The following is a 20719-nucleotide window of genomic DNA, read 5'->3' as shown; positions in this document are numbered from 1 at the left end:
GGAGCCCGCGATGAGCGCCGCCGAGATCGCCCCCGCGTGCCGCCCTGCTCACGTCAGGAGCCCGCGATGAGCGCCGCCGAGATCGCCGTGGGCCTGCTCATCGTGGTGAGCGGGTTCCTGTCGATGGCCGCGGGCATCGGCATCCTGCGCTTCCCCGATGTGCTCACCCGCCTGCACGCCGCGACGAAGCCGCAGGTGCTCGGTCTCGCGGCCGTGCTCGTCGCGATCGTCGTGCAGGTGCCGACGTGGGGCGTGCTCACGACGGTGGTGCTCGTCATGACGTTCCAGCTGCTCACCCAACCCATGACCGCGCACATGCTCGGGCGTTCGGCCTACCGCAGCGACCATGTGCGCCGCGACCTGCTCATCGAGGACGAACTCGACCGCGACATCGCCGAGCACGACCAGCAGGCCGAGCGGATGCCGCGGGCCGACGACGTGCGCTGAGGCGCGTCGCGACGCAGCCGGCGCCGCCCCTGGGGCGTTGCTCGCTTCAGCCGCGCCGGCTCAGCCGCGCCCGGTGAACACCGGCCGGCGCTTCTCCTGGAACGCCGCGAACCCCTCGCGGTAGTCGTCGGTGTCGCAGAGCGCGGCCTGCGCGCGGTTCTCATCGGCCATCGAGGCCCAGAGTCCGAGCCGGTCGCGCAGCGAGGCCACGAGCGCCTTCGAGGCGACGAACGCCTGCGTGGCGCCCGTCGCAGCGGCGCGGGCCGCGGAGCGGGCGGCATCCGTCACCTCGTCGGCCGGGAACACCTGCGAGAAGAGGCCCGCGGCGACGGCCTCGGCGCCCGACATGAGGCGACCGGTGACGATGAGGTCCATGGTGCGGTGCGCGCCGAGGCGCTCGACGAACAGCGCGTGGCCGCCCGAGTCGAGCGTCGCGCCGAGGTTCGCGAACGGCGAGCCGATCTTCGCGGTATCGGCGACGTAGACGATATCGCTCGCGACGAGCAGGCCGAGTCCGACCCCGAGGCACGCGCCGTGCGCGATGGCGAACGTGGGCACCGGGATCGCGGCCATGCGCTCGAGTAGCGGCTGCACGCGGCCGCCGAGGTAGCCGAGCACGTCGTCTTCACGCGGATCGACGCCCGAGATGTCGCGGCCGGCGCAGAACGCGCGCCCCTCGCCGCGCAGCACGAGCGCCCGCACATCTCCCGATGCGACGAGGCGCTCGGCCTCGCCGTAGGCCGCTGCCAGTTCGTCGAGCGCCTGCTCGTCGAGGGCGTTCAGCTTCTCGGGGGCGTTCAGCGTGATCTCGGCGACCCCGTCGGCCACGGTGAGCTCGATCATGATGCTCCGTTCGATCGGCGGCGCCGCACCGGCACCGGCGTGCGGTCGTCGTTCATACGTCGTAGTCGACCACGACGCGGTCGGACTTCGGGTGCGACTGGCAGGTGAGCACGTAGCCGCGCTCGAGCTCGTCGGGTTCGAGCGCGTAGTTCTCGGTCATCGCCACGCTGCCGTCGATCACACGCGCACGGCACGTGCCGCACACGCCGCCCGCGCAGGCGAACGGCACGTCGGGCCGAACGCGGAGGGCCGCGTTCAAGATCGACTCGTTCGCGCTCACGGGGCTCTCGACCGTCGTGGACTGCCCGTCGAGCATGAACTCGATCGCGATCGTCGGCTCGTCGCGCTCGACCACGACGGGCCGACCGTGGCGGGGTTCGACGCGGTCGGCGTCGGTCGTGAAGAGCTCGTACCGCACGTGCTCGGCCGCCACGCCGCGGGACTCGAGCGTGTCGCGGGCGAGCTGCACGAGCTCGAACGGTCCGCAGAGGAACCACTCGTCGACCGTCTCGGGGCGGATCATCACGTCGAGCATGGTCTCGAGCTTCTCGCCGTCGATGCGGCCCGAAAGCACGGGCGCCGTGCGCTGCTCGCGCGAGAGCACGTGGTGCAGCGCGAGCCTGGACGGATAGCGGTCCTTCAGGTCGGCGAGCTCTTCGAGGAACATCACGTCGAGCGTCGAGCGGTTCGTGTAGACGAGCTCGAACTCGGATGTCTCGGACCGCGACAGCACCGTGTGGGCGAGCGCCATGAGCGGGGTGATGCCCGAGCCCGCGGCGATGCCGACGACGTGCTTGCCGTCGAGCGCGTCGAGCGTCGACGTGAACGTGCCCTGCGGGCTCATGACGTCGAGCGTGTCGCCGGCTGCGAGCTCGGTGTTCGCCCACGTCGAGAACAGGCCGCCGAGGTCGCGCTTGATCGCGACCGAGACGCTGCCTCGCACCGGCGGGCGGCAGATCGAGTAGCTGCGCCGCAGCTCGTGTCCGTCGAAGTCGCGTCGCAGGGCGACGTACTGGCCCGGCAGGTACGTGTAGTCGTCGGCGAGCTCGTCGGGCACGGCGAAGGTGACCTCGACCGAGTCGGCGGTGAGGGGACGCACCTCGGCGACCGAGAGCGTGTGGAACCGCGCCCGACGGCGCTTCGGCAGGCCCTCGTCGCTCGACGCGGTGCCGCCGACCGTCGAGGCGAGGAACGCCGTCGCGACCGACTCCTCCGAGGGAGTCGGCGCCGTGGCCGTCGCCGTGCCGAAGTGTCCGGTCGACCCGAGGTTTCGCGCGGCCATCAGAGCACCTTGAAGTAGTCGAAGGGCTCGAGGCAGTCGCGGCACTCGTAGAGCGCCTTGCACGACGTCGACCCGAACCGGGCGAGCTCCTTGGTGTTCAGGGAGTCGCATCGGGGGCACTTCACGGCGAGCTGCACCCGCACCGGCCCGGCGTCGCGCGCGGCGGCGCGACCGGTCGGCGCCTGGATGCCGTAGCGGCGCAGCTTCTGCTTGCCGTCCTCGGTCATCCAGTCGGTGGTCCAGGCTGGTGCGAGCACGAGGTCGACGCGCACGTCGTCGTAGCCGGCGTGGGTGAGCGCGAGCAGCACGTCGTCGCGCATGGCGTCCATCGCGGGGCACCCGCTGTACGTGGGGGTCAGTTCGACGTGCACCGCACCGTCGTCGGCGACCTCGACGGTGCGCAGCACGCCCAGGTCTTCGATCGTGAGCACGGGGATCTCGGGGTCGGTCACGGTCGCCGCGACCTGCCAGGCGGTGCGTTCGGCGGTCGCGGTCACCACGACGCCCCCTGGTGCTGGCGGGCGAGCACCTGCATCTCGGCGAGCAGCGGCCCGAGGTGCTCGGTGTGGCGGCCCTCGCGTCCGCCGCCGGATGCGATGAACGCGGTGCGCCCGGTGGGCCGCTCGAGCTGCGCCTCGGCGAACACCGCGTCGATCGCCGACTCGAACGCGGGCCGGAGCGTCGACGGCGCGACCGCGACGCCGCGCTCCACCAGACGCGAGGTGAGCACGTCGTCGACGAACAGCTCGTCGACGTACGGCCAGGTGTCGGCCACGGCCACGATCATGCGGCGCCGCGACTCGTCGGTGCCGCCGGCGAGCCGGAGCACCCACTGCACGGCGTGGTCGCGGTGGTAGTCGACCTCCTTGACGGATTTCGCGGCGATCGCGGCGATCGTCGCATCGGTCGAGGACTCGAGCGCGCGGTACAACTCGAACAGGTACAGCGAGGCCACGAGCTGGCGGGCGATCGTGTGCGCGAAGTCGCCGTTCGGCTGCTCGAAGAGCCAGGCGTTGCGCCAGTCGGGCTCGTCGCGCCAGTAGGCGAGGTCGTCTTCGGTGCGCCCGGTCGCGGTGCCCGCGTAGTGGAGCAGCGAACGCGCGTGGCCGATGAGGTCGAGGGCGATGTTGCCGAGCGCGACGTCCTCTTCGAGCTCGGGGGCGCGCGTGATCCACATGCCGAGCTGCTGGGCGAGCACGAGGGCGTCGTCGCCGAGCCGGGTCGCGTACTCCGCGGCATCCGTCGTCGCGACCGCGCCGGTGCCCGTGATGCCCGCGCCGGCGAGCTCCTCGGCCAGCTCGAGCTGCTCGACCGAGACGTCGCCGTGCACGTCGCCATGCCCGCCGTGCGGATCGGCGTCGGGTGCGTGCGCGCTCACAGGTGCTTCACCCCTTCGCTCTTCGTGTAGTAGACCGCGTGACGGTAGTTCTTGCCGGCGGGGCTCTCGAAGAAGGCGCCCTTCGCGTCGGGGTCGCTCGTCGTGACCGCATCGGCGGGCACGACCCAGATCGAGACGCCCTCGTTGCGGCGCGTGTAGAGGTCGCGCGCGTTGCGCACGGCCATGTCGGCGTCGGGCGCGTGCAGCGAGCCCACGTGCACGTGGCTGAGTCCGCGGTTGGCGCGAACGAAGACCTCCCACAGGGGCCAGGGCTCGGTGCCCATCTCGCCGGGTGTCGACATCACGCCACCGCCCCGGATGCCGCGAGCTCGCGCTCGGACTGCTTGCGCGCGTACTCGGCGGCGGCCTCGCGCACCCATGCTCCCTCGTCGTGCGCCTCGCGGCGGCGGCGCAGGCGCTCGGCATTGGCGGGGCCGCGGCCGGCGAGCACCTCGTTGAACTCGGTCCAGTCGATCTCACTCATGTCGTACTGCCCGGTCTCCTCGTTCCACGCGAGCGCGGGGTCGGGCAGCGTGACGCCCATGACCTCCGCCTGCGGCACGAGCATGCCGACGAAGCGCTGGCGCAGGTCGTCGTTCGAGAAGCGCTTGATGTTCCACGCCATCGACTGCGCCGAGTTGGGCGACTGGTCGTCGGGCGGGCCGAACATCTGCAGCGCGGGCCAGTACCAGCGGTTCACGGCCTCCTGGGCCATCTGCCGCTGCGCCTCGGTGCCCTGCATGAGCTCGAGCAGGATCTCGAAGCCCTGCCGCTGGTGGAACGACTCCTCCTTGCAGATGCGCACCATCGCGCGGCCGTACGGGCCGTAGGAGGCGCGGCAGAGCGGCACCTGGTTGCAGATGGCCGCGCCGTCGACGAGCCAGCCGATGGCGCCCATGTCGGCCCAGGTCGGGGTCGGGTAGTTGAAGATCGACGAGTAGCGCGCGCGGCCCTCGATGAGCTGCTGCATCATCTCGTCGCGTGTGATGCCGAGCGTCTGTGCGGCGGAGTAGAGGTAGAGCCCGTGGCCGGCCTCGTCTTGCACCTTGGCCATGAGGATCGCCTTGCGCTTGAGGCTCGGCGCGCGCGTGATCCAGTTGGACTCGGGCTGCATGCCGATGATCTCGGAGTGCGCGTGCTGGCTGATCTGCCGGATCAGCGTCTTGCGGTACGCCTCGGGCATCCAGTCGCGGGGCTCGATGCGCGAGTCCGCGGCGATGAGGTCGTCGAACCGGGCCTGCTCTGCCGAGGGCTCGGGTTCGACCACGCTGAGGTCAGCGGGTGAGGTCATCGTCGACTCCTGTGTTGTTCACGTACCTGTGGTGTTCTCGGGCGCGGTGCCGGTGGCATCCGTCCGTCTCAGAACATAATACTAACCGATCGTTCAGTTAGTATATAGTCGAAGGTACGCCGCAGCAACGGCGCCCGGAACTCGACGAGGAGCTTCACATGACGGATGCCGCGACCGCCGCCCCGATCAACCGCGAGATGATGCAGCGCGACCGTGCTGCGGCATCCCTCGGCCTCGTCGTCGAACGCGACGACCCCGGCCACGCCGTCGTCTCGATGCGCGTGCGCGAGGACATGACGAACGGATTCGCCATCACGCACGGCGGCTTCGTGTTCGCCCTCGCCGACACGGCCTTCGCGATCGCCTGCAATGAAGACGAGAACGTCACGGTCGCCGCCGGCGCCGACATCGCGTTCCTGAAGTCCACCACCGCCGGCCAGACCCTCACGGCCACGGCCGTGCGCCGCACCCGATCGGGCCGCACCGGCATCTACGACGTCACGGTCGTCGACGAGCACGGCGAGCCCGTCGCCGAGTACCGCGGCCGCTCGATCTCCACCAACCGAACCTTCTGACTTGACCTCCGACCTGACCGCGAACCAGGAGCACCACGTGTCGATGACGACCCTCTCCCCCAGCAGCACGACCACCGGCATCACGACCCCCAGCGTCTCGGGCCTCGCGCCCGCGGCATCCGATGCCCTCGACGCCGAGGAGCGAATGACCCGCAGCGAGCTCGAGGCGCTGCAGCTCGAACGGCTGCAGCAGACCGTCCGCCACGCCTACGAGAACGTGCCGCTCTACACCCGCAAGTTCGACGAGGCGGGCGTGCACCCCGACGACATCAGAACGCTGGCGGATGTCGCGAAGCTGCCGTTCACGACCAAGGCCGACCTGCGCGAGACCTACCCGTTCGGCATGTTCGCCGTGCCGATGGAGCAGGTCGCGCGCATCCACGCCTCGAGCGGCACGACCGGCCGGCCCACGGTCGTCGGCTACACGAAGGGCGACCTCGAGCGCTGGGCATCGCTCATCGCGCGCTCGCTCCGCGCGAGCGGCATCCGCCCGGGCATGAAGGTGCACAACGCCTACGGCTACGGCCTGTTCACGGGCGGCCTCGGCGCGCACGCGGGCATCGAGGCGCTCGGCGCGACGGTCATCCCGATGTCTGGCGGCCAGACGGCCCGCCAGGTGCAGCTCATCATGGACTTCGAGCCCGACGCGATCCTCTGCACGCCGAGCTACCTGCTCACGATCGCCGACGCCATGGTCGAGGCCGGCATCGACCCGCGCTCGACCTCGCTCAAGGTCGCCGTGCTCGGCGCCGAGCCGTGGACGAACGAGATGCGCCGTGAGCTCGAGGAGCGCCTCGGCGTCGACGCGCTCGACATCTACGGCCTCAGCGAGGTCATGGGCCCCGGCGTCGGCAACGAGTGCCTCGAGACGAAAGACGGACCCCACATCTGGGAGGACCACTTCCTGCCCGAGATCATCGACGGCGACACCGGCGCCGTGCTCGGCGACGGCGAGATGGGCGAACTCGTGTTCACCTCGCTCACGAAGGAGGCGTTCCCGGTCATCCGCTACCGCACGCGCGACCTCACGCGCCTGCTGCCCGGCACCGCACGCCCGGCGATGCGTCGCATCGAGAAGATCACCGGCCGCAACGACGACATGATCATCCTGCGCGGCGTGAACCTCTTCCCGACGCAGATCGAGGAGATCGTGCTCGGCATCGAGACGCTCACCCCGCACTTCATCCTCGAGCTCTCGAAGGCCGGGCGCATGGACACCATGAAGGTGCGCATCGAACGGCACCCCGACCTCTCGCGCGAGACGTGCGAGGCGGCATCCGTCGTGCTCGCGAAGAAGATCAAGGTGCTCATCGGCTCGACCGTCGAGGTGCAGCTCGAGGAGCCCGGCACCCTGCCGCGCAGCGAGGGCAAGTACAAGCGCGTCTACGACCTGCGCTGAGCCGAGCGGATGCCGCGGGCAGGCGCTCGTCGGTCGACGGCCGCCGGGCCGGTCGCCGGTCGCCGGGCCAGTCGACGGTCGCCGGTCGGCCGCCGGTCGCCGGTCGGCCGCCGGTCGCCGGTCGCCGGGCCAGTCGACGGTCGCCGGTCGGCCGCCGGTCGCCGGTCGGCCGCCGGTCGCCGGTCGCCGGTCGCCGGTCGCCGGTCGAGCATGCGGCCGGCGCCGATGGACGTTCCGCCCGCGTGCCCCGCTACTCGCTCGCCGGTCCGCCGGCGGCCCGCGCGGCCTCGGCCGCGCGCTCGACCCACTTGGGCGTCTCGCCGTACCGCTGGAACGGCACCATCTGCCCCGCAGCGCTCTCTTCGATGAGCTGCACCAGTCGCCGCTCTCGCGTGGCCTCCTGCTTGGCCGAGAGCAGCCAGTGCGTGACGACCCGGCGGTAGGTCTGGGTCGAGGCGTTCCAGAACGCGGATGCCGCGGGGTCGGCGTCGAGCCGCGCCTGCGCCGCGGGCGGCAGCACCCGTTCGCCGGCCTCGTGCGAGTAGACGCCCGTGCGGTCGGGACTGCGCTTCTCGAACGCGGCGAGGCCGGCCGGATGCATGCGCCCCTCGGCCGTCAGCCGCTCGACGTGCGCGATGTTCACGTCGGACCAGATGCTCGTCGACTTGCGCGGCGACCATCGCTGTCGCCTCGTGTCGTCGTCGATGCGCTGCGCGACCGAGTCGATCCAGCCGAAGCAGAGCGCCTCGGGCACGGCTTCGGCCCAGGTGAGCCCCGGATCGACGACGTGCTTCTTGTTGAGGCCCATCCAGAGCTCGGTCGCCGTCTCGTGGTTCGCCTCGAGCCAGGCGCGGAACTCCGCGGCGTCGGCGAAGAAGAGGGCGGGCCGCTCGGGCGTGCCTCCGGGGGTTCCGATCTGCCTCGTCACGCGCCCAGTCTGCCAGTGGCCGCCGACACCCGAGCCGACACCCGGGGCCGCAGCCGCGGCGACACCCGCCCCGCGGCATCCGCTCGCTCATTTCGCGTCGGGAATTCAGGATCGCGTCGGCTTCCTCGTCGCGTCGCCGCGCCCGTGACGGCGTGTCGCGTGTCCGTCCTGAGTTGGCGACGACTCGGGCGGCGAGTGCCCGCGCGACACCCGCCACGCGGCATCCGCTCGCCCGCGTTCACGCCCGACCGACCGTTCAGATGGGAGACTGAAGCCGATGTCAGAGAACACCTCGCTCCGCCGCGGGCGCCCGGGCTACGACCAGCAGGGCATCCTCGATGTCGCCGTCGCGGCCTTCAACGAGTTCGGCTACGACGCGACCTCGATGGGCGTGCTCGCCGACCGACTGGGGCTCTCGAAGTCGGCGATCTACCACCACTTCGCCTCGAAGGACGAGATCCTCGACCGGGCGCTCGACTCCGCGCTCGGCGCGCTCGAGGGGGTGCTCGAGACGGCGGATTCCGCGGGCGGCCGCGCTGCCGACCGGCTCGACCTCGTGCTGCGCGGCGCCGTGCACGTGCTCGTCGAGCGCCTCCCGTCGGTGACCCTGCTGCTGCGCGTGCGCGGCAACACCGAGGTCGAGCGGCGCGCGCTGGAACGTCGGCGCGCGTTCGACAAGCGTGTCACCGCACTCGTCTCGGAGGCGCAGTCCGAGGGCTCGCTGCGCAGCGATCTCGACGCGAGCGTCGTCTCGCGCCTCACGTTCGGCATGATCAACTCGCTCGTCGAGTGGTACCGCCCCGGCGGAGCCGAAGACGCCGACCGCCTCGCCGACGACGTGGTCGCGGTCGCCCTCGACGGGCTGCGCATGCCCACGTCGAACCGCATCGAGGACCTGCTGGGCTGACTCAGCCGACCTCGGGGTGCTCCGGCGGGAGGCCGTGCCGCTTGCCGGCGCGCAGCAGGTCGAGGTTGCGGCGCTCCCAGTCGAGCATGTCCTGCCGGCTGCCCTCGAGCACCCGGCTCTCGCCGCACGCGGCGAGCGAGCGCCCGCAGGTGCACGAGCCGGGCTTGCGCGGGTCGGGGTGGTGGAACGCCTGCAGCCGCCAGAGCGCGGCCATCGCCTTGTCGAGACGACGGTTCGTGAGCTCGGTCGCCCGCTCGGCGCGTCGCACCAGGTCGCCCTGCAGCTCGTCGCGCACGGCCGCCCCCGCTGCGCTGCTCGCGTCGAGCGCGCCGGCGCGCAACTGCTCGCCCTCGGCGGTCAGCCGGGCGATCGCGGCAGCGGCATCCGTCGCCGCATCCGCCGCCGCCGACGCCGCCTCGCGCGCCTCGCGGTCGTGCGTCTCGAGGATGCCGCGCCACAGCGCCACGTGCTCGCGGTCGCGGCGCACGGCCTTCTCGTCGCCGCCGTGCGTGCGGCAGTGCGAGCACACGACGTGGTCGGAGGGCGAGGCGAACCGGAAGCGCTGCACGCTGCCGCAGCAGAGGCAGGTGGCGTCGACGTCGACGTGGAGCGGGTACTGGTGCGGCATGGTTCGGGTCAGTCCACCGATCGCATGCGGTCGCTCCGCGCGAGGAAGGTCGCCGCGACGATCGTGACGATGCAGAGCACGGCCGGGCCGATGGTCTTCGCGAGGTCGCCCTGGATCGCGCCGATGAACGAGTCGATGCCCTGCACGATGGTCATCGCCACGGCGATCGCGAGGAGCGCGGCATCCGACCGGAACAGCGGCGCGACCAGCGCGAGCACCAGCAGTGCGGTGCTGCGGGATGCCGCGTAGAGCGCGTTCGCGCCCTCTGCCCCGGTGATGCCCGACTCGGTGACCGCGATGATGGCGAACGTGATGCTCGTGACCGCGCTGATCACCGTGACGGCATAGCAGATCCAGAAGGCCGCGCCGCGGACCCTGCCTGTGGGCGATTGGCTCATGCGCTCAGCGTGGACGACGGATGCCGCGGGGTCAAGGACAGCCGCGGCGGGGCGCGGGCTCGGCCCGCGACCGAACCTGCGCGTCACGGCGCGGCGCCCGCGACGCTCACCCGACCGGGGCCGGTACCGGCACGAGCTCCTTCGCCACGAGGGTCAGCACGTCGTACTGCGCCACGAGCTCGTCGCGCTGGTTCTTCAGCACCGCGTCCCAGCGCACCTCGCCGTACTCGTCGGTCTCGCGCGGGGTGATCTGCTTGGCCGTGAGCTCCACGCGGATCGCGTCGCCGGGCGAGACGGGCGTGACGAAGCGCAGGTTCTCGAGTCCCGAGTTCGCGAGCACCGGGCCGGGTGCGGCGTCGACGAAGAGGCCGGCCGCCCACGACACCAGCAGGTACCCGTGCGCGACGCGCCCCGGGAAGAACGGGTTGGCCGCGGCCGACTCCTCGTCCATGTGCGCGTAGAAGGTGTCGCCCGTGAAGTGGGCGAAGGTCTCGATGTCCTCGAGGGTCACCGTGCGCGAGCCCGACACGACCTGGTCGCCGATGCGCAGCTCGGCGAGCGACTTGCGGAACGGGTGCGCCTCGCCCGCCTCGGCGTAGGGCGTGGCCGCGGCTCCCGCATGCCAGACGCCGGTGAGGGCGGTGAGCATCTCGGGCGAGCCCTGCACCGCGGTGCGCTGCATGTGGTGCAGCACGGCGCGGATGCCGCCGAGCTCCTCGCCGCCGCCCGCGCGGCCGGGGCCGCCGTGCACGAGGTTCGGCAGGGGCGAGCCGTGCCCGGTCGACGTGCGGGCGTCGTCGCGGTCGAGCAGCAGCAGTCGTCCGTTGTAGGCCGCGGTGCCCGTGGCGAGGGCCACCGCGACGGAGGGGTCGTGGGTCGCGACGCTCGTCACGAGCGATCCGCCGCCGCGGGCGACGAGGCGCACGGCCTCTTCGACGCTGTCGTAGCCGACGATCGAGCTCACCGGCCCGAACGCCTCGACCTCGTGCAGCGCGTCGCTCGCGGCATCCGCGAACCGCAGCATGACGGGCGCGACGAAGGCGCCGTCGGCGGCGGTACCGGTCGAGCCGTCGGCGAGCGTGACGGTCGGGGCATCGGTCGACCCGATGACGACCTCACCGCCGGCCTCGGCGAGCCGACGCACCTGGCGCAGCACCTCGTCGCGCTGCTCGAGGCTCGCGAGCGGGCCCATGGTCACGCCCTCGGCGCGCGGGTCGCCCACCACGACGCGCTCGGCGATGCGTGCGCGCACGGCGTCGATCACGCCGTCGACGGATGCCGCGGGCACGACGGCCCGGCGGATGGCGGTGCACTTCTGCCCCGCCTTCGTCGTCATCTCGGTGACGAGCTGCTTCACGTACGCGTCGAACTCGGGCGTACCCGCGACGGCGTCGGGGCCGAGCACGGAGGCGTTGATGGAGTCCGTCTCGCTCGTGAACCGCACGCCGCCGGTCTGCACGGAGTCGTTCGCGCGCAGGCGCTCGGCCGTCGACGCCGAACCGGTGAACGCGACGAGGTCGCCGAGGCGCAGGTGGTCGAAGAGGTCGGGCACGCTGCCCGAGACGAGCTGCAGCGACCCCTCGGGCAGAAGCCTCGACTCGACGAGGATGCGCACGAAGGCCTCGGCGAGGTATCCGGTCGGCGTCGCCGGCTTGACCAGCGAGGGCACCCCCGCGAGGAAGGCCGGGGCGAACTTCTCGAGCGAGCCCCACACCGGGAAGTTGAAGGCGTTGATCTGCACGGCCACGCCGGGCAGGCGCGTGAAGATGTGGCGGCCGAGGAACGAGCCGTCCTTGGAGAGCTGCTCGACGCCGCCGTCGACGTAGACCTGCGAGTTGGGCAGCTCGCGGCGCCCCTTCGACGAGTACGTGAACAGCACGCCGATGCCACCGTCGATGTCGACCCACGAGTCCTGCTTGGTGGCTCCGGTGCGACTCGAGAGCTCGTACAGCTCCTGCTTGCGCTCGGTGAGGGCGAGCGCCATCTGCTTGAGCAGCACGGCTCGCTGGTGGAAGGTCAGCTCGCCGAGCGAGCGCTGCCCGACCGTGCGGGCGTACTCGAGCGCGGCGCCGAGGTCGAGTCCCTCGGTCGAGACGCGCGCGACGACCTCGCCGGTGGATGCGTCGCGAACCTCGGTCGCCGGGCGCGAGCCTTCAGCGCGGGTGCCGTCGCCGGGCGTCGCCCCCGCGGCACCCGGGGTCCACCAGGCGCCGTTCACGTAGCTCGGCAGGATCTCGGTCGTCATCTGCGTTCCTTTCACGGGGTGTCCCACACGTAGAAGCCCTCGCCGGTCTTGCGGCCGAGCTTGCCCTCGGCGACCATGCGTCGCATCAGGGCGGGCGGGGTGAATCGGTCGCCGAGGTTCGCGGCGAGGTACTCGGCGATGCCGAGTCGCACGTCGAGCCCGACGAGGTCGGTCAGGCGCAGCGGCCCGACCGGATGCTTGTAGCCGAGCGTCATGGCGAGGTCGATGTCCTCCGCCGACGCGACGCCGTCCTCGAGCATGCGGATCGCCTCGAGGCCGATCGCGACGCCCAGCCGCGACGACGCGAACCCGGGGGCGTCGGCGACCACGATCGGCGTCTTGCCGATGGCCCGCACCCAGTCGCGCGCCTCGTCGACGAGCGCGTGGTCGGTCGCGCGGCCGCGCACGAGCTCGACGAGCGTCGACGCGGGCACGGGGTTGAAGAAGTGCATGCCGAGAAACCGCGACGGGCGTTCGAGCAGAGCCGCGAGCTCATCGATCGAGATCGACGAGGTGTTGGAGGCGAGCACGGCGTCGTCGGCGAGCACGGCCTCGACGCGGGTGAGCGCGTCGATCTTCAGCTCGAGCTGCTCGGGCACGGCCTCGACCACGAGTCCGCAGCGCGCGAACGCGGCGACATCGGTGCTCGAGGCGAAGCGCGCGCCGATCGCCTCGGCGCCCTGGTCGGCGGTGCCTCGGGCGACGGATGCCGCGACGGAGTCGAGCACGCGCGACGACGCCGCGGCCGCGGCATCCACGTCGCGTTCGACGACCGTGACCCGCGAGCCGGCGAGCAGGAACGCGTGCGCGATGCCCGCGCCCATGCGTCCGCCGCCGAGCACGCCGACGTCGAGCGGGGCACCGGCGTGGGTCGTGCGCTCGTTCACTTCTGCCTCCGCTCGAGGAACTCGGTCATGCGTCGGAACTTCTCGGGGCTCTCGAAGAGCACCGCCTGCGCCTCGAGGTCGACCGCGGGGTGCGCGGAGCGGGGAGCGCGGAAGACGCGCTTGGTCGCGATCGTGGCGTCGCGGTCGTTGCGGGCGATGCGATCGGCGACGGCGTGCGCCGCGTCGAGCAGGGACTCCGAGGGGTGCAGGGCGCTCACCAGGCCGATCGCCAAGGCCTCGTCGGCCTCGACCGTGCGGCCGGTGAGCAGCAGTTCGGCTGCGCGGGCGTCGCCGACGATCTCCTTCAGGCGCCAGCTCGCGCCCGCCGCGGCGAGGATGCCGAGGCCGGTCTCGGGGTTGCCGATCTTGAGCGACGGCGTCGCGATGCGGATGTCGGCGGCGTAGGCCAGCTCGGCCCCGCCGCCCAGCGCGAAGCCGTCGAGCGCGGCGATGACGGGCATCGGCAGTTCGCTCACCCGGATGAAGGCGTTCGCGTTGATGCCGCGCCTCGCGTCGTCGGCACCGCGATCGCGCAGCTGACGGATGTCGGCGCCCGAGGCGAAGACGCCGCCGGCGCCCGTGAGGATGAGGATGCGCGGGATCGCCTCGAGTTCGGCGCACAGCAGGTGCAACGCGTCGATCGTGCGCTGGTCGATCGCGTTGCGCACGTCGGGCCGGTCGAGCGTCGCGATCACGCGGTCGGGCCGGCGTTCGATGCGCAGGGGCGTGTCGGTCGTGTCGAGGTCGGTCGCGGCATCCGTCATGAGAGGTGCTCCACGATGAGGGCCGAGCCCTGGCCGACGCCGACGCACATGGTCGCGAGGCCGTACCGCGAGCCCTCGCGCTGCATACGGCCGAGCAGCGTCACGACCAGGCGCGAGCCCGACGAGCCGAGCGGATGCCCCAGGGCGATCGCCCCGCCGTCGACGTTGACCCGCTCGGGGTCGAAGCCGAGGCGCTGCATGGAGGCGAGCGACTGCGTGGCGAACGCTTCGTTGAGTTCGATCGAGCCGAGGTCGGCGACCGTGAGACCCGCGCGGGCGAGGGCCTTCTCGGTGGCGGGCACCGGGCCGAGGCCCATGATCTCGGGAGCGATGCCGGCGGATGCCCCGACGACCACGCGTGCGCGAGGCACGAGCCCGTAGCGCTCGACGGCCTCCGCGCTGGCGACGATGATCGCCGAGGCCCCGTCGTTCAGGGCGCTGGAGTTGCCCGCGGTGACGACGGATCCGCCGGCGACGACCGGCCGGAGCCCGGCGAGCACCTCGAGCGTGGTCTCGGGGCGGGGCCCCTCGTCGACGAGCACCGCGCCGCCGCGGGCGAGCGGCACGCCGACGATCTCGGCCTCGAAGCGGCCTGCGGCGATAGCCGCGGCAGCCCGCTGCTGCGAGCGCAGCGCGAACGCGTCGGCCGCTTCGCGGGTGATGCCGTCGACCCTGGCGACCTCTTCGGCCGTCTCGGGCATCGAGAACGTGGCCTTGTCGCGGGCGAGCAGGCGCGGGTTCGGGAAGCGCCAGCCGATCGACGTGTCGTACGCGGCGCCCGGCTTCGCCCATGCCTTCTCGGGCTTCGCCTGCACCCACGGCGCGCGGGTCATCGACTCGACCCCGCCGGCGATGACGAGATCGGCGTCGCCGGCGCGGATCGACTGCGCGGCCATGGTGATCGCCGACATGCCCGACGCGCACAGCCGGTTCACCGTGATGCCCGGGGTCGAATCGGGCAGGCCGGCGAGCAGCGCGGCCATGCGGGCGACGTTGCGGTTGTCTTCGCCGGCCTGGTTCGCTGCGCCGAGGATCACCTCGTCGATCGCGCCGGCGTCGATCGCACCCTGCTCGAGACCGGCTCGGCGCACGGCCTCGCCGACCACGAGGGCGGCGAGGTCGTCGGGTCGCACGCTCGCGAGCGCACCGCCGTACCGGCCCACTGGCGTGCGCACGCCTCCGACGAGGTAGGCCTCCGGCATGCGTGTCTCCTGACGTCATCGTCGTGTCGGAATTAGTGACCGACCGTTCAGGTAGTAATTATGGCACGTCGATCGCGATCCTGGCCACACGAGCCTCGAGAGAACCGGCCGCACATGACGGATGCCCCGGGCGAAGTCTCGCCCGGGGCATCCGTCCTGCACGCGGCATCCGTCACTCGAGGCCGCCGTCATGCACGCCGCATCCGCTCACTGCAGCAGGTCGCGGCCCTTCGTCTCCTTCACCAGCGAGACTCCGATCAGCGAGATGACGCTCGCGATCGCGATGTACAGGCCGATGGTCCACGACTGGCCGGTCGAGGTGAGCAGCGCCTCGGCGATCATCGGCGCGAACGCGCCGCCGAGGATGGCGCCGAGCGCGTAGCCGATCGAGACGCCCGAGTAACGCACCTTCGCCGGGAACATCTCGGCGTACAGCGCGGCCTGCGGGCCGTACGACAGGCCGAGCCCGAAGGTCATCACGAACAGCGCGACGAAGTACCAGACGATGTCGCCCGTGTCGATGAGGAACCACATGGGCACCGCCCACAGCGCAAGGAACACGTAGCCGATCTGGAACGTGCGCACGCGACCGAGCCGGTCGGAGACGCGACCGCCGAAGAGCGTGAAGATCAGCCAGCCGAATGAGGCGAACGTGGTCGCGAGCAGCACGCTCGGGCGGTCCATGCCGAGCGCGGTCACCGCGTAGGTCGCGAAGTACGCGATGAGCAGGTAGCCGGCGGCGTTGTTCGCGATGAAGATGACCGCCGTGAGCACGACCTGCTTGGTGTTGTGCTTGAAGAGCTCGCGCAGCGGCGCCGAGGACTCCTTGCGTCGCTTCAGCAGCTCCTCGAAGACAGGGCTCTCCTCGACCGCACGGCGGATCACGTAGCCCACGATGATGAGCACGATCGAGAGCAGGAACGGGATGCGCCAGCCCCACTCCATGAACGCCTCGGGCGACATCGAGCTCGTGAGCACCCACAGCGTGAAGGTGGCGAGGATCATGCCGACGGGCACGCCGATCTGCGGGAACGCGCCGAAGAAGCCGCGTCGGCTGTTCGGCGCGTGCTCGACGGCCATGAGCGCCGCACCGCCCCACTCGCCGCCGGCCGAGAAGCCCTGCAGGATGCGCAGCAGGATCAGCAGGATGGGCGCCGCGATGCCGATGGCCGCGTAGGTCGGCAGGAAGCCGATGAGCGAGGTCGACACGCCCATCATGATGAGCGTGAAGACGAGCATCTTCTTGCGCCCGAGCTTGTCGCCGAGGTAGCCGGCCACGATCGCGCCGAGCGGGCGGAACAGGAACGAGATGCCGATGGTGGCGAACGCCAGCACCTGGGCGAGCCCGGGGTTGGACTCCGCGAGCGGCGCGAGGAAGAGCGGGGCGAGCACGAGGCCGGCGGCCTGCGCGTAGATGAAGAAGTCGTACCACTCGATCGAGGTGCCGACGAGGGTGCCGGCGAGCACCCGCCGTTCCTCGGCGGGCATCCGCCCGGTCTTCGTGGTCTCTCTGACGTCGGTCGACATGCGAACTCCGTTGTTCTGGCGTGGGATGGGGGCCGGCGGTCGGGGCCGGCGGCGTTGCCCGACTTCCTGACCGATTGTTCGGTTAGGAAATGAGGGTACGCAGGCGCCCGCTCGGACGCAACCCGAACGGGTGACATGCCGGGCCGAGGCGTCGGGCCGCACGACCCCGGCAACCCCGGCACGCCCGCCACGCCTCGTACGCCCGGCATGCCTCGCACGCCCGGCACGCCCGCCGCCCGGCACGCCGAGGCCCGCATCGCGATCGATGCGGGCCGGGTCGTCGTCGTTCGTGGTCAGGCGGCTCGCGCGTGCTCGCGCGACGGGCTCGCCGCCGCCTGGCGCACCCGCGGGTGGAGCACCGAGGCCCACCAGCCGCGGCCCGCGCCGCGCCCGCTCGCCGCGACGGCGAACGCATCGTCGTCGAGCGCGCGCTCCTGCTGCTCGCGGCGGCGCTCGAGCTCAGCCGCGATGCGCACCTCCTCGACGTGCTGCAGGTGCAGGTAGCTCAGTTCCGAGATCATCATGTCGACTCCCTGTTCGTCTGGAGTCGACGTTCGTCGCTGAGGTGCCCCTCGGGTATCGGGCAACCGCCTTAATTCGGGACGGGCGGATGCCACCGGCATCCGCCGTCCCTGAGGTGCCTCAGGCGGCCGGTGCGAGAACGCTGCGACCCGAACGCCCCGCCGCGCCGCGGCCTGCTGCGGCGCGGCCTGCCGGGGCGCCCGACCCGGGTCAGGGAGCGCCGTACGGCGTCAGCGGCCACGTGATCTCGGCGAGCTTCGCCTGCCCCGAGATGCTCGGGTGGAAGTAGTCGAGCGTCGAGATCTGGCTCGACGTGAACACGTAGTTCGCGACGGCGTTGCCGTCGAACGTGCAGTTCCTGGCGGGCGTGCAGACACGTGCGAGGGCCGCGTTGTACTCGTTCACCCTCGCCTGCACCTGGTCGCGGCGAGCGTTGTCGGCCGCCGCCGTGCTCGTCGGCTTCACGAGCATCGACTGACAGATGCGCGCCGCGGCCCAGATGAGCCGTGCGCCCGCCTTCGACTTGCTGATCTCCCACATGCGCTTGAGGTTGGGCACGCTCGCGACGAAGATCTTCGCGGTCGGGGTGCCTTGGTTGATCGTGGTGATCGCGGCGAGCACCGAGGCCTCGTACGCCGCGGTCGGCGTCATCTGGGCGACCGTCGGCGTGCACGCGTCGTTCGCGCCGATCTGCACCGTCACGTACTGGGCCTTCTGCGTCACCGCGGCCTGCGCCTGGGCCGGGAGGCCGGCCGCCTTCACGGCCACGACCGAGTTGTTGGACACGACGAGCCCCGTCGCGCCGAGCGCGCGCAGTCGCGACGCGTGGGAGTTCACCGACGTGACGCTGCCGGTCGACCAACTGTAGGTGGGGCACGCGCGGTAGCCGCACGCGTCGTACGCCTGCGAGATCGAGTCGCCGAGCGCGGCGATCGAGGGTGGCGGCGGCGCAGCGGCCTGGGCGCCCGATGCGCCGATCAGGGTTCCCGCGACCAGTGCGACCGCCGCCGCGGTCGCACTCAGCATGTTCCGGATCCGTCGCCGGCTCGTCATGGCACGTCCTTCCGCTGCACCGTCCGACATCGGGTCGCGCCGGCCGGAACCGAGGCGTTGCAGGGAACGCGGCGAAATCTACGCCGTCCGGGTGGCACCGGCAACCCCGACGACGGCGCTCGTGGATGGTCCCTCCAGCTGCGTGGTCGGTGCGGGCTACTGCCCGACCGGATGCCGCGGGCGGGCGACCGTCGCGGGGTGCGGGTGTCGGCGGCATCCGTCAGAGTGGGGTGGTGACCGAAGCCCCCGACCCCGCCGACGCGCCCGCCGATCGCGACCGAGTCCTCCACGACGCGGCGCTCGGAGCGCTGCGCGAACTCGTCGGGCGCGACGACGCCGTCTTCCACGACGGGCAGTTCGAGGCGATCCGCGCGCTCGTCGAGGGGCGCAGGCGGGCCCTCGTCGTGCAGCGCACCGGCTGGGGCAAGTCGGCCGTGTACTTCGTCGCCACCCTGCTGCTCAGGCGGGAGGGTGCGGGCCCGACCGTGCTCGTCTCACCGCTGCTCGCCCTGATGCGAGACCAGATCGCCGCCGCCGAGCGCGCCGGCGTGCGCGCCGTGGCGATCAACTCGACGAACGCGCACGAGTGGGGCGAGGTGCTCGCGAGGCTCGACGCCGACGAGGTCGACGTGCTGCTCGTCTCGCCCGAGCGGCTGAACAACCCCTCGTTCCGCGAGCAGCAGCTGCCGACCCTCGTGCGGCGCATGGGCATGCTCGTGGTCGACGAGGCGCACTGCATCAGCGACTGGGGCCACGATTTCCGCCCCGACTACCGACGCCTGCGCGACCTCATCGCGCAGATGCCCGGTTCGGTGCCCGTGCTCGCCACCACGGCCACCGCGAACAGCAGGGTCGTCGCCGACGTCGCCGAGCAGCTGGGCGCGACGGCCTCCGACACGGTCGGCGGCTCCGGCTCGTTCGACCGCGGCGGTGAGGGCGTGCTCACGATCCGCGGGCCGCTCGCGCGCCAGTCGCTTCGGCTCGGGGTGCTGCGGCTGCCCGACTCCGAGAGCCGGCTGGGCTGGCTGCTCAGCCATCTCGACGACCTGCCCGGGTCGGGCATCATCTACACGCTGACGGTCTCGGCCGCGACCGACACCGCGCGGGTGCTGCGCGAACGCGGCCACGACGTGCGCGCCTACACCGGCCAGACCGACCCCGACGAGCGCGAGGAGTCCGAGGGCCTGCTGAAGCGCAACGAGGTCAAGGCGCTCGTCGCCACGAGCGCGCTCGGCATGGGCTTCGACAAGCCCGACCTCGGCTTCGTGCTGCACCTCGGCGCCCCGTCGTCGCCGGTCGCCTACTACCAGCAGGTCGGTCGCGCCGGCCGCGCGAGCGAGAGCGCCGACGTGCTGCTCCTGCCCGGCACCGAAGACCGCGCCATCTGGCACTACTTCGCGACCGCGTCGATGCCCGACGAAGACCGCGCGCGCCGGGTCATCGACGAGCTCTCCGACGTGCCCCTGTCGACGCCCGCGCTCGAGGCCCGCGTCGACATCCGCCGTACCCCGCTCGAGCTGCTGCTCAAGGTGCTCGACGTCGACGGAGCCGTGCGCCGGGTCTCGGGCGGGTGGATCGCCACCGGCATCCCCTGGAGCTACGACGCCGAGCGGTACGAGCGCATCGCCGCCGAGCGCGAGGCCGAGCAGCAGCACATGATCGAGTACGAGCAGACCGACTCCTGCCGCATGGCCTTCCTCCAGCGCTCGCTCGACGACGAGACCGCGGCGCCGTGCGGCCGCTGCGACAACTGCGCGGGGGTCTGGTACCCCGGCGAGGTCGACGAAGGTGCGGCGGCCGCGGCATCCGGAGCACTCGATCGCGTCGGCGTGCCCGTCGAGCCCCGCAAGGCCTGGCCGACCGGGGCCGACCGGCTCGGGGTGCCGGTCAAGGGCCGCATCCCGCCCGCCGAGCAGGCCGACGAGGGCCGCGCACTCGCGCGCCTGACCGACCTCGGGTGGGGCGGCACGCTCCGCGAGGTGTTCGCCGCGGGGGCGCCCGATCGTGCGGTCACCCCGCAGATGCTCGACGCCTGCGTGCGCGTGCTCGCCGACTGGGGCTGGTCGGAGCGCCCCGTCGCCGTGGTGTCGATGCCGTCGCGGTCGCACCCCGAGCTCGTGCGCACGCTCGCCGAGGGATTGGCCCGCATCGGGCGGCTGCCCTACCTCGGCGAGCTCGCGCCCGTCGACGGCGGCCCGACCGGGCAACCGGGCGGCAACAGCGCCTTCCGACTCGCCGGGGTCTGGCAGCGGTTCGCGGCCGACGGCCTCGACCTCCCGTCGGGGGGCGTGCTGCTCGTCGACGACCTGGCCGACAGCCGCTGGTCGCTCACGGTCGCGGCCCGCGAACTCCGGCTGGCCGGCGCCACGTCGGTGCTGCCGTTCGTGCTGGCGCTGCGCGGCTGACACCGCGCGACCCGAGCCCGCCCGCGCCGCGCGGGCCG

At 72.0% G+C, this 20719-nt stretch carries 21 protein-coding genes; 5 read left to right on the top strand and 16 right to left on the bottom strand.

Going from position 1 to position 20719, the window contains the following annotated elements; genetic code table 11:
- The first annotated feature begins 66 nt into the window (after positions 1–66).
- Positions 67–447: a monovalent cation/H(+) antiporter subunit G gene (gene mnhG / locus ACFVS8_RS13215; protein WP_387062855.1), complete on the top strand. Its 381-nt coding sequence runs from the start codon at positions 67–69 to the stop codon at positions 445–447.
- 60 nt (positions 448–507) lie between these two features.
- Here mnhG and ACFVS8_RS13210 read toward each other — a convergent pair whose 3' ends face one another.
- From ACFVS8_RS13210 to paaA, 6 genes are read right to left on the bottom strand one after another with little or no spacing between them, the layout of a single operon-like run.
- Positions 508–1290 carry an enoyl-CoA hydratase/isomerase family protein gene (locus tag ACFVS8_RS13210; protein ID WP_387062853.1) on the bottom strand — a complete coding sequence of 261 codons (783 nt, stop codon included), beginning with the start codon at positions 1288–1290 and terminating at the stop codon, positions 508–510.
- A 52-nt stretch (positions 1291–1342) separates the two neighbouring features.
- Positions 1343–2572: a 1,2-phenylacetyl-CoA epoxidase subunit PaaE gene (paaE, locus tag ACFVS8_RS13205; RefSeq protein WP_387062850.1), complete on the bottom strand. Its 1230-nt coding sequence runs from the start codon at positions 2570–2572 to the stop codon at positions 1343–1345.
- Complete coding sequence (paaD, locus tag ACFVS8_RS13200; RefSeq protein WP_387062847.1) at positions 2572–3072, bottom strand: 1,2-phenylacetyl-CoA epoxidase subunit PaaD; 501 nt, start codon at positions 3070–3072, stop codon at positions 2572–2574. The genes paaE and paaD overlap by 1 nt, the downstream gene beginning before the upstream one ends.
- Entirely contained in the window at positions 3066–3950 is an 885-nt protein-coding gene (gene paaC / locus ACFVS8_RS13195; RefSeq protein ID WP_387062844.1) for a 1,2-phenylacetyl-CoA epoxidase subunit PaaC, read from the bottom strand. Before paaC ends, paaD begins: the two co-directional genes overlap by 7 nt.
- Positions 3947–4252 carry a 1,2-phenylacetyl-CoA epoxidase subunit PaaB gene (gene paaB, locus ACFVS8_RS13190; RefSeq protein ID WP_157422835.1) on the bottom strand — a complete coding sequence of 102 codons (306 nt, stop codon included), beginning with the start codon at positions 4250–4252 and terminating at the stop codon, positions 3947–3949. The genes paaC and paaB overlap by 4 nt, the downstream gene beginning before the upstream one ends.
- Positions 4252–5241 carry a 1,2-phenylacetyl-CoA epoxidase subunit PaaA gene (gene paaA / locus ACFVS8_RS13185; protein ID WP_387062841.1) on the bottom strand — a complete coding sequence of 330 codons (990 nt, stop codon included), beginning with the start codon at positions 5239–5241 and terminating at the stop codon, positions 4252–4254. The genes paaB and paaA overlap by 1 nt, the downstream gene beginning before the upstream one ends.
- Before the next feature lie 158 nt (positions 5242–5399).
- Here paaA and paaI point away from each other — a divergent pair, with 158 nt between their 5' ends.
- Together paaI and paaK are read left to right on the top strand one after the other, a co-directional pair.
- Complete coding sequence (gene paaI / locus ACFVS8_RS13180) at positions 5400–5816, top strand: hydroxyphenylacetyl-CoA thioesterase PaaI (RefSeq protein WP_387062838.1); 417 nt, start codon at positions 5400–5402, stop codon at positions 5814–5816.
- A 145-nt stretch (positions 5817–5961) separates the two neighbouring features.
- Complete coding sequence (gene paaK / locus ACFVS8_RS13175; RefSeq protein ID WP_387063883.1) at positions 5962–7215, top strand: phenylacetate--CoA ligase PaaK; 1254 nt, start codon at positions 5962–5964, stop codon at positions 7213–7215.
- Positions 7216–7465: 250 nt separating this feature from the next.
- Here the strand turns inward: paaK and ACFVS8_RS13170 are convergent, their stop codons facing one another.
- On the bottom strand, positions 7466–8143 hold the full coding sequence (locus ACFVS8_RS13170; protein ID WP_387062835.1) for a YdeI family protein: 678 nt from the start codon (positions 8141–8143) through the stop codon (positions 7466–7468).
- 277 nt (positions 8144–8420) lie between these two features.
- Here ACFVS8_RS13170 and ACFVS8_RS13165 point away from each other — a divergent pair, with 277 nt between their 5' ends.
- A complete protein-coding gene (locus tag ACFVS8_RS13165) occupies positions 8421–9050 on the top strand; it encodes a TetR/AcrR family transcriptional regulator (protein ID WP_387062832.1) in 630 nt (209 codons plus the stop codon).
- 1 nt (position 9051) lies between these two features.
- Here the strand turns inward: ACFVS8_RS13165 and ACFVS8_RS13160 are convergent, their stop codons facing one another.
- The 9 genes from ACFVS8_RS13160 to ACFVS8_RS13120 all read right to left on the bottom strand — a co-directional run bounded on the left by ACFVS8_RS13160 (position 9052) and on the right by ACFVS8_RS13120 (position 18249).
- The gene (locus ACFVS8_RS13160; RefSeq protein ID WP_387062830.1) at positions 9052–9678 is read right to left on the bottom strand and encodes a hypothetical protein; all 627 of its coding nucleotides are present in this window, start codon (positions 9676–9678) and stop codon (positions 9052–9054) included.
- A gap of 8 nt (positions 9679–9686) precedes the next feature.
- On the bottom strand, positions 9687–10076 hold the full coding sequence (locus ACFVS8_RS13155) for a hypothetical protein (protein WP_387062826.1): 390 nt from the start codon (positions 10074–10076) through the stop codon (positions 9687–9689).
- A 106-nt stretch (positions 10077–10182) separates the two neighbouring features.
- A complete protein-coding gene (paaZ, locus tag ACFVS8_RS13150; RefSeq protein WP_387062823.1) occupies positions 10183–12321 on the bottom strand; it encodes a phenylacetic acid degradation bifunctional protein PaaZ in 2139 nt (712 codons plus the stop codon).
- 11 nt (positions 12322–12332) lie between these two features.
- Positions 12333–13208 (bottom strand): 3-hydroxyacyl-CoA dehydrogenase family protein, encoded by an 876-nt coding sequence (locus ACFVS8_RS13145; protein WP_387062820.1) that lies wholly within the window; start codon positions 13206–13208, stop codon positions 12333–12335.
- Positions 13205–13972 (bottom strand): enoyl-CoA hydratase/isomerase family protein, encoded by a 768-nt coding sequence (locus ACFVS8_RS13140; RefSeq protein ID WP_387062817.1) that lies wholly within the window; start codon positions 13970–13972, stop codon positions 13205–13207. Before ACFVS8_RS13140 ends, ACFVS8_RS13145 begins: the two co-directional genes overlap by 4 nt.
- A complete protein-coding gene (locus ACFVS8_RS13135; protein ID WP_387062814.1) occupies positions 13969–15174 on the bottom strand; it encodes a thiolase family protein in 1206 nt (401 codons plus the stop codon). The genes ACFVS8_RS13140 and ACFVS8_RS13135 overlap by 4 nt, the downstream gene beginning before the upstream one ends.
- Positions 15175–15381: 207 nt before the next feature.
- Complete coding sequence (locus ACFVS8_RS13130; protein WP_387062812.1) at positions 15382–16701, bottom strand: MFS transporter; 1320 nt, start codon at positions 16699–16701, stop codon at positions 15382–15384.
- A gap of 293 nt (positions 16702–16994) precedes the next feature.
- Positions 16995–17225: a hypothetical protein gene (locus ACFVS8_RS13125; protein ID WP_387062809.1), complete on the bottom strand. Its 231-nt coding sequence runs from the start codon at positions 17223–17225 to the stop codon at positions 16995–16997.
- Positions 17226–17433: 208 nt separating this feature from the next.
- On the bottom strand, positions 17434–18249 hold the full coding sequence (locus ACFVS8_RS13120) for a GDSL-type esterase/lipase family protein (RefSeq protein ID WP_387062806.1): 816 nt from the start codon (positions 18247–18249) through the stop codon (positions 17434–17436).
- Between the two features lie 257 nt (positions 18250–18506).
- Here ACFVS8_RS13120 and ACFVS8_RS13115 point away from each other — a divergent pair, with 257 nt between their 5' ends.
- A complete protein-coding gene (locus ACFVS8_RS13115) occupies positions 18507–20681 on the top strand; it encodes a DEAD/DEAH box helicase (RefSeq protein ID WP_387062803.1) in 2175 nt (724 codons plus the stop codon).
- Positions 20682–20719: the final 38 nt, after the last annotated feature.

The sequence above is a fragment of the Agromyces sp. NPDC058110 genome (genome assembly GCF_042884735.1).
In the GTDB taxonomy this organism is placed as follows: Bacteria; Actinomycetota; Actinomycetes; order Actinomycetales; family Microbacteriaceae; genus Agromyces.
Note: the sequence above shows the minus strand (reverse complement) of the source record. Positions and strands in the feature narration are given on the sequence as shown.

Excerpts from the sequence above, each read along its gene's own strand:
- paaA (WP_387062841.1), bottom strand. The coding sequence starts at position 5,241 with ATGACCTCACCCGCTGACCTCAGCGTGGTCGAACCCGAGCCCTCGGCA.
- paaZ (WP_387062823.1), bottom strand. The coding sequence starts at position 12,321 with ATGACGACCGAGATCCTGCCGAGCTACGTGAACGGCGCCTGGTGGACC.
- ACFVS8_RS13135 (WP_387062814.1), bottom strand. The coding sequence starts at position 15,174 with ATGCCGGAGGCCTACCTCGTCGGAGGCGTGCGCACGCCAGTGGGCCGG.
- ACFVS8_RS13155 (WP_387062826.1), bottom strand. The coding sequence starts at position 10,076 with ATGAGCCAATCGCCCACAGGCAGGGTCCGCGGCGCGGCCTTCTGGATC.
- ACFVS8_RS13160 (WP_387062830.1), bottom strand. The coding sequence starts at position 9,678 with ATGCCGCACCAGTACCCGCTCCACGTCGACGTCGACGCCACCTGCCTC.
- paaK (WP_387063883.1), top strand. The coding sequence starts at position 5,962 with ATGACCCGCAGCGAGCTCGAGGCGCTGCAGCTCGAACGGCTGCAGCAG.
- paaI (WP_387062838.1), top strand. The coding sequence starts at position 5,400 with ATGACGGATGCCGCGACCGCCGCCCCGATCAACCGCGAGATGATGCAG.
- ACFVS8_RS13125 (WP_387062809.1), bottom strand. The coding sequence starts at position 17,225 with ATGATGATCTCGGAACTGAGCTACCTGCACCTGCAGCACGTCGAGGAG.
- paaE (WP_387062850.1), bottom strand. The coding sequence starts at position 2,572 with ATGGCCGCGCGAAACCTCGGGTCGACCGGACACTTCGGCACGGCGACG.
- ACFVS8_RS13140 (WP_387062817.1), bottom strand. The coding sequence starts at position 13,972 with ATGACGGATGCCGCGACCGACCTCGACACGACCGACACGCCCCTGCGC.
- paaB (WP_157422835.1), bottom strand. The coding sequence starts at position 4,252 with ATGTCGACACCCGGCGAGATGGGCACCGAGCCCTGGCCCCTGTGGGAG.
- mnhG (WP_387062855.1), top strand. The coding sequence starts at position 67 with ATGAGCGCCGCCGAGATCGCCGTGGGCCTGCTCATCGTGGTGAGCGGG.
- ACFVS8_RS13120 (WP_387062806.1), bottom strand. The coding sequence starts at position 18,249 with ATGCTGAGTGCGACCGCGGCGGCGGTCGCACTGGTCGCGGGAACCCTG.
- ACFVS8_RS13130 (WP_387062812.1), bottom strand. The coding sequence starts at position 16,701 with ATGTCGACCGACGTCAGAGAGACCACGAAGACCGGGCGGATGCCCGCC.
- ACFVS8_RS13210 (WP_387062853.1), bottom strand. The coding sequence starts at position 1,290 with ATGATCGAGCTCACCGTGGCCGACGGGGTCGCCGAGATCACGCTGAAC.
- ACFVS8_RS13165 (WP_387062832.1), top strand. The coding sequence starts at position 8,421 with ATGTCAGAGAACACCTCGCTCCGCCGCGGGCGCCCGGGCTACGACCAG.